Source organism: Streptomyces apricus (assembly GCF_008369065.1).
Lineage (GTDB): Bacteria > Actinomycetota > Actinomycetes > Streptomycetales > Streptomycetaceae > Streptomyces > Streptomyces apricus.
Genome location: NZ_VDFC01000040.1, coordinates 23501 through 34561, shown reverse-complemented (window position 1 = coordinate 34561; position 11061 = coordinate 23501). Strand labels below are relative to the sequence as shown.

8 protein-coding genes are annotated in these 11061 nt (G+C 72.2%); 4 read left to right on the top strand and 4 right to left on the bottom strand.

Features of this window, described 5'->3' with window-relative positions; all coding sequences use genetic code 11:
• Positions 1-1473: ATP-binding protein (locus FGF04_RS13050; protein ID WP_149512245.1), on the bottom strand; the 1473-nt coding region annotated here is incomplete at its 3' end.
• Between the two features lie 144 nt (positions 1474-1617).
• On the opposite strand from FGF04_RS13050, the gene FGF04_RS13045 reads away from it, so the two are divergent.
• The 4 genes from FGF04_RS13045 (at position 1618) to FGF04_RS13030 (ending at position 6471) form a co-directional block, all read left to right on the top strand.
• A complete protein-coding gene (locus tag FGF04_RS13045) occupies positions 1618-3030 on the top strand; it encodes a cation:dicarboxylate symporter family transporter (protein WP_149511475.1) in 1413 nt (470 codons plus the stop codon).
• A 234-nt stretch (positions 3031-3264) separates the two neighbouring features.
• The gene (locus tag FGF04_RS13040) at positions 3265-3693 is read left to right on the top strand and encodes a MerR family transcriptional regulator (RefSeq protein WP_149511474.1); all 429 of its coding nucleotides are present in this window, start codon (positions 3265-3267) and stop codon (positions 3691-3693) included.
• Positions 3690-4022, top strand: a complete 333-nt coding sequence (trxA, locus tag FGF04_RS13035; RefSeq protein WP_149511473.1) for a thioredoxin — start codon at positions 3690-3692, stop codon at positions 4020-4022. Before FGF04_RS13040 ends, trxA begins: the two co-directional genes overlap by 4 nt.
• Before the next feature lie 220 nt (positions 4023-4242).
• On the top strand, positions 4243-6471 hold the full coding sequence (locus FGF04_RS13030; RefSeq protein ID WP_235882319.1) for a HelD family protein: 2229 nt from the start codon (positions 4243-4245) through the stop codon (positions 6469-6471).
• A gap of 100 nt (positions 6472-6571) precedes the next feature.
• Here the strand turns inward: FGF04_RS13030 and glgB are convergent, their stop codons facing one another.
• The 3 genes from glgB to FGF04_RS13015 all read right to left on the bottom strand — a co-directional run.
• On the bottom strand, positions 6572-9010 hold the full coding sequence (gene glgB, locus FGF04_RS13025) for a 1,4-alpha-glucan branching enzyme (RefSeq protein WP_149511471.1): 2439 nt from the start codon (positions 9008-9010) through the stop codon (positions 6572-6574).
• Positions 9011-9073: 63 nt separating this feature from the next.
• Positions 9074-10531: a maltokinase N-terminal cap-like domain-containing protein gene (locus FGF04_RS13020; RefSeq protein WP_149511470.1), complete on the bottom strand. Its 1458-nt coding sequence runs from the start codon at positions 10529-10531 to the stop codon at positions 9074-9076.
• 97 nt (positions 10532-10628) lie between these two features.
• A partial coding sequence (locus FGF04_RS13015; protein ID WP_188114073.1) for an alpha-glucosidase C-terminal domain-containing protein occupies positions 10629-11061 on the bottom strand: 433 nt, incomplete at its 5' end.

Below are 11061 nucleotides of genomic sequence, written 5' to 3'. Positions count from 1 at the left end.
GCCCGGCCCCGCCGGCTTCGTCGACCAGCCGCGCTGGAAGACCTCTTCCGCGTGCGCCGGGTCCACCCCCGCCCCGGTGTCGCTGACCCGCAGGACCAGGCCCGCCGCGTCCGCGCGCGCGGTGACGGTGACCCGGGCGCCCACCGAGCCCTGCGCCGCGTCCACCGCGTTGTCGATGAGGTTGCCCAGGACCGTCACCAGGTCCCGGGCGGTGAGCGACTCCGGCAGCAGACCGTCGTCGATGCTGCTGTCCTCGGACACCACCAGCTCCACGCCGCGCTCGTTCGCCTGGGCCGTCTTGCCCAGCAGCAGGGCCGCGAGGACCGGCTCGCTGACCGCCGCGACGACCTGGTCGGTCAGCGCCTGGGCCAGCTCCAGCTCGGCCGTGGCGAAGTCGACGGCCTCCTCGGCCCGCCCCAGCTCGATCAGCGAGACGACCGTGTGGAGCCGGTTCGCGGCCTCGTGGGCCTGCGAGCGCAGCGCCGTGGTGAACCCGCGCTCCGAGTCCAGCTCGCCCATCAGCGACTGCAGCTCGGTGACGTCGCGCAGGGTCACCACCGTGCCCCGGCGCTCACCGCCCGACACCGGCGAGGTGTTCACCACCAGCACCCGCGACGCCGTCAGGTACACCTCGTCCACCCGCGGCTCCCCGGACAGCAGCGCCCCCGTCAGCGGGGCCGGCAGATCGATTTCGGCCACCGAGCGGCCCACCACGTCACCGCCCACACCGAGCAGCTCGCGCCCGCCGTCGTTGATCAGCGCCACCCGGTACCGCCCGTCCAGCATCAGCAGTCCCTCGCGCACCGCGTGCAGCGCCGCCTCGTGGTAGTCGTGCATCCGGCTCAGCTCCGCCGCGTTCATCCCGTGGGTGGAGCGGCGCAGCCGCGCGTTGATGACGTACGTGCCGACGGCGCCCAGCGCCAGCGCCGCCGCGGCGACCCCGATCAGGGCCCTGACCTGCTCCTCGACCCGCGCGCTTATCTCGTCGACCTTGATGCCCGCGCTGACCAGCCCGACGATCCGGCCGCCGTCGCGGATCGGCGTGACCGCCCGCACGGACTCGCCCAGGGTCCCGGTGTACGTCTCGGTGAAGGACTCGCCCAGCAGCGCCCGGTCCGTGTGCCCCAGGAAGTGCTTGCCGATCAGCTCCTCGTTGGGGTGCGTCCAGCGGATGCCCTCCGGGTCCATGATCGTGACGAAGTCGACCTGCGCACCGCGCTGCACCGCGACCGCGTACGGCTGGAGCGTCCTCGTCGGGTCCGCGGTGCGGATCGCCTCCCGCACGGAAGGGGAGTCCGCGACCGAGCGGGCCACCCCCAGCGCCTGGCGGCCCGCCGCGTCCTCCGCCTGGCTGCGGTCGCTGACGTACGTGAAGAGCGCGCAGCCCGCCACCACGACCGCGACCAGCACGGCCTGCATGGCGAAGAGCTGGCCCGCCAGGCTGCGGGGACGGGGAACGCGGGGCAGACGCATGGGGACAGTCTGCACGGCTTGAAATGTGTGAACGAAATGAACGGAAGGGTGACCGCCCTCACACGCTGGGAGATAGTCACCGACAACCCCCGGACGTGAGCCGCACGCCGGATGATGCCGACGACGTCGTCAAGGAGGGCAGCCGTGACCAGCACACCCGATACGGCACCTGCCGCTCCCGCAGCCAAGCGGGACCGCACGCACTATCTCTACATCGCGGTGATCATCGCCGTGGCCGCCGGTATCGCCGTGGGTCTGATCGCCCCCGACTTCGCCGTCGAGCTGAAGCCGATCGGTACCGGCTTCGTCAACCTGATCAAGATGATGATCTCGCCGATCATCTTCTGCACGATCGTCCTGGGCATCGGCTCGGTCCGCAAGGCCGCCAAGGTCGGCGCGGTGGGCGGCATCGCGCTCGGCTACTTCGTGGTCATGTCGTTCGTCGCGCTCGCCATCGGCCTGGTCGTCGGCAACATCCTGGAGCCCGGGACGGGCCTGCAGGTGACCGACGCCATCAAGGACGCCGGCCAGGGACAGGTCACCGAGGCGAAGAACACCGAGGAGTTCCTGCTCGGCATCATCCCGACGACCATCGTCTCCGCGTTCACCGGCGGCGAGGTCCTGCAGACGCTGCTCATCGCGCTGCTCACCGGGTTCGCGCTGCAGGCCATGGGCCCGTCCGGCGCGCCGATCCTGCGCGGCATCGAGCACATCCAGCGGCTCGTCTTCCGCATCCTCGCCATGATCATGTGGGCGGCGCCGATCGGCGCGTTCGGCGCGATCGCGGCGGTCACCGGCTCGGCGGGCGTGGACGCCCTCAAGAGCCTCGCCGTCCTGATGCTCGGGTTCTACGTCACCTGTTTCCTCTTCGTCTTCATCGTCCTCGGCGTGATGCTGAAGGTCGTCTCGGGGCTGAACATCTTCTCGCTGCTCAAGTACCTGGGCCGGGAGTTCCTGCTGATCCTCTCCACCTCCTCCTCCGAGTCCGCGCTGCCGCGGCTCATCGCGAAGATGGAGCACCTGGGCGTCAGCAAGCCGGTCGTCGGCATCACCGTCCCGACCGGCTACTCCTTCAACCTCGACGGCACCATGATCTACATGACCATGGCCTCGCTGTTCATCGCCGACGCCATGGGCACGCCGATGGCGATCGGCGAGCAGATCCCGCTGCTGCTGTTCCTGCTGGTCGCCTCCAAGGGCGCGGCGGGGGTCACCGGGGCCGGCCTCGCCACCCTGGCGGGCGGGCTCCAGTCCCACAAGCCGGCGCTGGTGGACGGCATCGGCCTGATCGTCGGCATCGACCGCTTCATGAGCGAGGCGCGCGCCCTGACGAACTTCGCGGGCAACGCGGTGGCGACGGTACTGATCGGCACCTGGACCAAGGAGATCGACCGGCCGCGGGTGGACGAGGTGCTCGCGGGGCGGATTCCGTTCGACGAGACGACGCTGCTGGACGACGGCCACGGGGGTCGTGCCGGCGGCTTCGCCGAGGGTGACGGTTCCGGCGCCGCGGACCTGCCGGACCAGCCGGGCGACAAGGAGCTGGCCAAGGCCTGAGTCTTTCTGCCCGGGGCCGGGCACCTGAGCGCTTCCCCCCTTGCTCAGGTGTCCGGCCCTTTCCGTGTGCGTACGGCCGCGGGCCGGTGGGGGCTTGTCGCGCAGTTCCCCGCGCCCCTGGGTGTTCAGGGGCGCGGGGAACTGCGCGGTCGGCCCCCACCGGCCCGCACTGTGCCCCCGCCGGATTTCCGAACCGCTTGCCTTGACGTCCGCGTCAAGGCATAGCGTCACCGCATGCGCATCGGCGAGCTGGCCGCACGGGCCGGGACCACCACGCGGACGCTCCGGTACTACGAGTCGCGCGGGCTGCTGCCCGCGCGGCGCGGGAGCAACGGGTACCGGACGTACGACGAGGACGACCTGAAGCTGCTGCGGCAGATCAGGACGCTGCAGGACTTCGGGTTCGACCTGGAGGAGACGCGGCCCTTCGTGGAGTGCCTGCGGGCGGGCCACCCGCAGGGCGACGCCTGCCCGGCCTCGCTCGCCGTCTACCGGCGCAAGCTGGGCGAGCTGGACGCCCTGATCGAGGAGCTCCGGTCCGTCCGCGAGCAGGTCGGCGGACAGCTGGCGCGGGCCGAGCGGGCGAGGGACGGCCTGGCGGCCGAGGCGGCGGTTCCGGGCGGTCCGGAACCCGTGTGCGAACTGGGAGGGCGGACACAGTGATCAAGGCGGCGGGAGTGGCCGAGGTGACGGACGCGGACTTCGCGGCGGAGGTGATCGGGGCGCAGCTGCCCGTCCTGGTGGAGTTCACCGCGGACTGGTGCCCGCCGTGCCGGCAGATCGCGCCGGTGCTGAGCGCCGTCGCCGCCGAGCAGGCCGGCCGACTCAAGGTGGTGCAGCTGGACGTGGACACGAATCCGGAGACGACGAACGCGTACGGGGTGCTGTCGATGCCCACCCTGATGGTGTTCCGCGCCGGGCAGCCGGTGAAGTCGATGGTGGGCGCCCGGCCCAAGCGGCGGCTGCTGGAGGAACTGGCCGACGTCGTCTGAGGGGCACTGTCGTCCGAGGACCCCGGAACGAGGAAATCCCCCGGAGCCATTGGCTCACGGGGGATTTCTTCGCGTATATTGAATGGTTCGCGACTTGCATAAATCAAGTCACGGAGAAGTTCACTGCGCACAGCATACCCGGGTGGGAGCGGAATTGTCAAACAAGGCCTCGAAAACAGAGACAGAGAAGAACTCGTCCCAGGGATTTCCGGACGATGAATTGCGCCGTGAGCAGGAATTCGTCGACGGCCTCTACGCGCGCGTGGACGCCCTGCGCGGCGGCACCGAGGCCTCCGTCGCGGACGCCCTCGCCCAGGGCAGCACCCCGATGCAGGCCCGCCTCGAACGGGACGTCCTGGTCGCCGAACGCTCCGGTCTGCTCGCCGCGCTGAACGCGGTGGACGGCTCCCTCTGCTTCGGCCGGATCGACCTCGCGGACCCCTCCCGCCGCACCCACCACATCGGCCGCATCGGCATCCGCGCCGACGACCCCGAGCGCACCCCGATCCTCCTCGACTGGCGCGCCCCGGTCGCCCGCCCGTTCTACCTCGCCACCGGCCACACCCCCATGGGCCTGCGCCGCCGGCGGCACATCACCACCGAGGGCCGCGCCGTGACCGCGCTGCACGACGAGATCCTCGACCTGGGGGACCGGCTGCGCACCGGGCACGAGGACCCCACCGGGGACGCCGTGCTGCTCTCCGCGCTCAACTCGGCCCGTACCGGCCGCATGAGCGACATCGTGCAGACCATCCAGGCCGAGCAGGACCGCATCATCCGCGCCCCGCACCGCGGCGTCCTGGTGGTGGAGGGCGGCCCTGGCACCGGCAAGACGGCGGTGGCCCTGCACCGGGCCGCCTACCTCCTCTACGAGCACCGGGAACTGCTCGCCAAGCGGGCCGTCCTGATCGTCGGCCCGAACCCCGCCTTCCTCGGCTACATCGGCGAGGTGCTGCCCTCGCTCGGCGAGACGGGCGTCCTGCTCGCGACCGTCGGCGAGCTCTACCCCGGGGTGCGGGCGACCGCCTCCGACACCCCGCGGGCCGCCGCCGTGAAGGGCCGCGCCGACATGGCCGACGTCCTCGCCGCCGTCGTGCGCGACCGCCAGGCGCTGCCCGATCCGGTGATCGCCGTCGAGCACGACCGGGACGTACTGATGCTCGACGAGGGCCTCGTGCGCGTCGCCCGTGACCGCACCCGCGACCTGCGGCTGCCGCACAACGTGGCCCGCGAGCACTTCGAGGGCCACATCCTCAACACCCTCACGGACATGCTCGCCGAGCGGATCGGCACGGACCCCTTCGACGGGACGAACCTGCTCGACCCGAGCGACATCACCCAGCTCCGCGACGACCTCGCCGAGAACCCCGAGGTGTGGGCCGCCATCGACCGGTTGTGGCCGCGCGTCACCCCGCGGCGCCTCGTCGCGGACTTCCTCGCCGAGCCCGACGCGTACCTTACCGCCGAGGACGCGGCGGCCGTCCGCCGCCCGGTGACCCGCGCCTGGACGACCGCCGACGTCCCCCTCCTGGACGAGGCCGCCGAACTCCTCGGCCGGGACGACCGGCTGACCCGCGCCGCCGCCGAGCAGGAACGGGACCGGCAGGTCGCGTACGCGCAGGGCGTCCTCGACGTGTCGTACGCGTCCAGGACGTACGAGTTCGAGGACCTGGACGCGGAGGACGCGGAGGTCCTGTCGGCGCACGACATCATCGACGCCGAGCGGATGGCCGAGCGCCATGAGGAGGACGACCACCGCAGCGCCGCCGAGCGGGCCGCGGCCGACCGGACCTGGGCGTTCGGGCACATCATCGTCGACGAGGCGCAGGAGCTGTCGCCGATGGCCTGGCGGCTGCTGATGCGCCGCAGCCCCACGCGGTCGATGACGCTGGTCGGCGACCCGGCCCAGACGTCCGAGGCGGGGGGCGTCGGCTCGTGGTCCGACATCCTGCACCCCTACGTCGGGGACCGCTGGGAGCACACCCGGCTCGCGGTCAACTACCGCACGCCGTCCGAGATCATGGAGGTGGCGGCGGCCGTCCCGCGGGCCGAGCGGCCGGACTTCGAGCCGCCGAGCTCGGTGCGGTCCACGGGGGTGCGGCCGGTCGTGCGCCAGGACGCCGACCTGCCCGGTGCGGTGGAGAAGGCCGTCGCCGAACTCGCCCCGGTCGAGGGGCGGCTGGCGGTGGTCGCGCCGCGCGACCTGCACGGGGCGCTGGCCGCCCGGCTGGGCGGGGTGGTGGCGGGGGAGGAGCCGGACCTGACGCGGTCGGTGGTGCTGCTGGATCCCCGGCAGGCGAAGGGCCTTGAGTTCGACGCGGTGGTGGTGGTCGAGCCGGCGCGTTTCGGCACGGCCGATCTGTATGTGGCCCTGACCCGGGCCACGCAGTCACTGGGCATCGTGCATGCGGCCCCCTTGCCGGGGGCGCTGGCGGCCGCCTTGGCCTGAGCGATTGCGCAGTTCCCGCGCCCCTAGGTTTCTAGGGGCGCGGGGAACTGCGCAGGAGCGCGCAGCGCGACAGGGGGGTCTGGGGGCGCAGCCCCCAGGGTCACGCCGGGCGCAGCCACACCGTCGACAGGGGCGGCAGCGTCAGGCGGATGCTGGACGGCCGCCCGTGCCACGGCAGATCGTCCGGCTTGACGGGATCGACGTTGGAGACGTCACCCCCGCCGTACCGCCCCGCATCCGTGTTCAGCACCTCGTGCCACGCCGTCACGTCGTCCGGCACCCCGAGCCGGTACTCCTGCCGCACCACCGGCGAGAAGTTGGACACGGCCAGCAGCGCCGACCCGTCGGAGGCGTACCGCAGGAAGGCGAAGACGTTGTCCTCGGCGGCGTCCCCGGCGACCCATCCGAACCCGGCCGGGTCGGTGTCCAGCTCCCAGAGCGCCGGCTCGTCGCGGTACACGGTGTTGAGGTCCCGGATGAGGTCCCGCACACCCCGGTGGTCCGCCGCCGCCCCGTACGCCGGGTCGAGGAGCCACCAGTCGGGCCCGTGCGCCTCCGACCACTCGGCGCCCTGCGCGAACTCCTGCCCCATGAACAGGAGCTGCTTGCCGGGGTGGGCCCACATGAAGCCCAGGTAGGCCCGCTGGGTGGCCCGCTGCTGCCACCAGTCACCGGGCATCTTCGACACCAGCGACCGCTTGCCGTGCACCACCTCGTCGTGCGAGATGGGCAGCACGTAGTTCTCGCTGTACGCGTACACCATCGAGAACGTCATCTCGTGGTGGTGGTACTTGCGGTGCACCGGCTCGTGCGCGACGTAGTCCAGCGAGTCGTGCATCCAGCCCATGTTCCACTTCAGGCCGAAGCCGAGGCCGCCGAAGCCGCCGGGGCCGATGTGGTGGGTCGCCCGGGTGACGCCGTCCCACGCGGTGGACTCCTCGGCGATCGTGACGACGCCGGGCTCGCGCCGGTAGACGGTGGCGTTCATCTCCTGGAGGAAGGCGACCGCGTCCAGGTTCTCCCGCCCGCCGTGCACGTTCGGGGTCCACTGCCCGGCCTCGCGCGAGTAGTCGAGGTAGAGCATGGAGGCGACGGCGTCGACCCGCAGCCCGTCGATGTGGAACTCCTCGCACCAGTACACCGCGTTGGCGACCAGGAAGTTGCGCACCTCGCGCCGGCCGTAGTCGAACTCCAGGGTGCCCCAGTCGGGGTGCGCGGCCCGCAGCGGGTCCTCGTGCTCGTACAGCGGGCGGCCGTCGAACTCGGCCAGCGCCCACTCGTCGCGCGGGAAGTGCGCGGGCACCCAGTCCATGATCACGCCGATGCCCGCCCGGTGCAGGGCGTCGACGAGGTACTTGAAGTCGTCGGGGGTGCCGAGGCGGGCGGTGGGGGCGTAGAAGCCGGTGACCTGGTAGCCCCAGGAGCCGCCGAAGGGGTGCTCGGCGACCGGCATCAGCTCCACGTGCGTGAACCCGAGGTCGGCGATGTAGGCGGGCAGCTGCTCGGCCAGCTGACGGTACGTCAGCCCCGGGCGCCAGGACGCCAGGTGCAGCTCGTAGACGGAGAACGGGGCCTGGTGCGCGGGGCGTTCGGCCCGGCGCGCCATCCACTCCTCGTCCTGCCATTCGTGCCGCGAGGAGTGGATCACCGAGGAGGTGGCGGGCGGGACCTCCGTGCGCCGGGCCATCGGGTCGGCCCGCAGCGTCTTCGTCCCGTCCGGCTTGGTGATCTCGAACTTGTACAGCTCGCCCTCGCCGACCCCCGGCGCGAACAGCTCCCACACCCCGGAGGAGCCCAGCGAGCGCATCGGGAACGCGGTCGCGTCCCAGAAGTTGAAGGTGCCGGAGACCCGGACCCCGCGGGCGTTCGGCGCCCAGACCGAGAAGCGGGTGCCCGCCACGCCCTGGTGCTCCATCGGCTCCGCGCCGAGGACCGTCCACAGCTGCTCGTGCCGGCCCTCCCCGAACAGGTGCAGGTCGAGGTCGCCGAGCGTCGGCAGGAACCGGTACGCGTCCTCGGTGTCCTGCACCACTCCCTCGTACTCGACCGAGAGCCGGTAGGGCGGCACCTCCCGCAGCGGCAGCACGGCGGAGAAGAACCCGTCCCCGTCGTCCTGCAGCTCGGCCCGCAGGTCCTCGGTGACGACGGTCACGGAGAGCGCGTACGGGCGCAGCACCCGGAAGACCACACCGCCGTCCACGGGGTGGGCCCCGAGCACGGAGTGCGGGTCGTGGTGCGCGCCCCCGAGCAGCCGCTCCCGGTCGGTGCGGTCCAGTACGGCCTGCGACCGCACGTCCTGGACGGACGGGACGGACGGAACGGGCTGCACCGGCTCCTGCACGGGCTCCGGTTCCGGGTCGGCGGCCTGCGCCACCACCGTGTCCGGCGCGGGCGCGGGCTCCGGTTCCGTGGCCTCGGTCCGTACCTCCTGCGCCGCCTGCTTGGCCTTCGCCTTGTCGGCGGCCTTGTCGGCGGCCTTGTCCACGGCCTTGGCCTTCGCCTTGGCCTTCGAGCTCTTCGGCTTCTTGCCGGGCGTCACGGGCGGAGCCTCCTAGATGGATCGGATCAGGCGGTGCGTCGGGTTCGGCGGGGTGCCGGCGGGTCAGGGCCGCTCGGCGTCGGGGAAGGCCAGGCGGGCGATCGCCGCCATCGGCACCGGCAGCCAGTCCGGCCGGTGCCGTGCCTCGTACACGACCTCGTAGATCGCCTTGTCGGTCTCGTACGCGCGCAGCAGCACCGGGTCCGTCCGGGGATCGCGGCCGCTCACCTCGGCGTACCCGGAGCAGTACGCGGCCCGGCACGCGTCGGCCCAGCCGGGCACGGCGGACGGGGGCAGCCCCTGCGCCCGGTCGGTCCCCGGGGCACGCGGGAGCGAGTGCGCGGCGTAGTCGAAGGAGCGCAGCATGCCGGCCACGTCCCGCGCGGTCGGCTGGGGCAGGCGCCGCTCGGTGAGCGACTTGGCGGGCTCGCCCTCGAAGTCGATCAGCGACCAGTCCCCGGCCGACGAGCGCAGGCACTGCCCGAGGTGCAGGTCCCCGTGTATCCGCTGGGCCGTCCACGTCTCGCCCTCGCCCGCCAGTTCGGCGAGCGCGTCGAAGGCGGAGCGCAGACCGGGCGCGTACGGCCGCAGCGCGGGCACCGCCTGCACGGCTGCCTCCAGCCGCTCGGTCATGGCGTCGGTGAGCAGTTCCAGCTGCCGGTGCCCCAGGGTCACCGCGGGCAGCGCCCGGGCCAGCGCCGTGTGCACCTCGGCGGTGGCGCGGCCGAGCGCCCGGGCCYCGTCGGCGAAGTCCTCGCCCTTGGCGAGTTCGCGCAGCGCGAGGTCCCAGCCGTCCGAGGCGCCCTGGAGGAAGGGTTGCAGGACCCCCAGGACGTACGGGTCGCCGGGGTGGTCGGCCAGGTCCGCCAGCATCCAGCCGGTCGGCGCCGGCACCCGCGGGCAGCCCTCGCGGGCCAGCGCCAGCGGCAGCTCCAGGTCGGGGTTGATCCCCGGCACGATCCGGCGCAGGAGCTTCAGGATGAACGTATCTCCATAGACGAGGGAGGAATTCGACTGCTCGGCCGTCACCAGGCGGGGCACCAGGTCGTCCCGGATCTCCTGCTTCCGGTCGCGCTCGAAGCGCAGCTCGCCGATGCGCGCCCGGCCCCGCAGGGCCTCCAGCAGGACATCGGCGGGCCGCGGGTCGTGCAGCGCCTCGTACACGGCGCGCCCGGCCAGCGGACCCCGCGCCGGACGGCCGATCAGCGCGGGCGCCAGCCTCGGGGGCAGCGTCCCGCGCACCCCGAGCAGCAGCTGGTAGCAGTCGCCGGGGTGCGAGGGGGCTCCCTGCGTCGGCACGAGCGGCTGATGCGTCTGTACCAGCAGGTGGAGCAGGCCCAGGGACGAGCTCAGCGGCAGGATCTCCGTGGCCGAGACCAGGGTGAACCCGGTGACGGGGCGGCCCTTGCCCGCGAACCACCGCTGTCGTGGGAGCCACTCGCGGAGCAGTGGGTCGAGGGACGCAAGGAGACCGGGGTCCGTCGAGGTGGTGGGCACTGAATGGGTGACGGCTTCGGACATGTCGTCGCGTCCTTTACCCGGAGTCGGGGTGTTACTACTGCGTGCCCAGGGCGGGGCGGAGGAAACCGCCCCGCCGCCCGTTGTGGCGGGACGTCGATCACAGGGCCTGGACCGTGTCCTTGCGGAGGCGGAACCAGTAGAAGCCGTGGCCGGCGAGGGTGAGGAGGTAGGGCAGTTCGCCGATGGCGGGGAAGCGGACGCCGCCGATGAGTTCGACGGGGTGGCGTCCGGCGAAGGTCTGCAGGTCCAGTTCGGTGGGCTGGGCGAAGCGGGAGAAGTTGTGCACGCACAGCACGAGGTCGTCTTTGTATTCGCGCAAAAAGGCGATGACGGCGGGGTTGGAGGAGGGTAGTTCGGTGTAGGAGCCCAGGCCGAAGGCGGGGTTCTGTTTGCGGATCTCGATCATGCGCCGGGTCCAGTGGAGCAGCGACGAGGGGTTGCTCATGGAGGCTTCGACGTTGGTGACCTGGTAGCCGTGGACGGGGTCCATGATGGTGGGCAGGAACAGCCGGCCGGGATCGCAGGAGGAA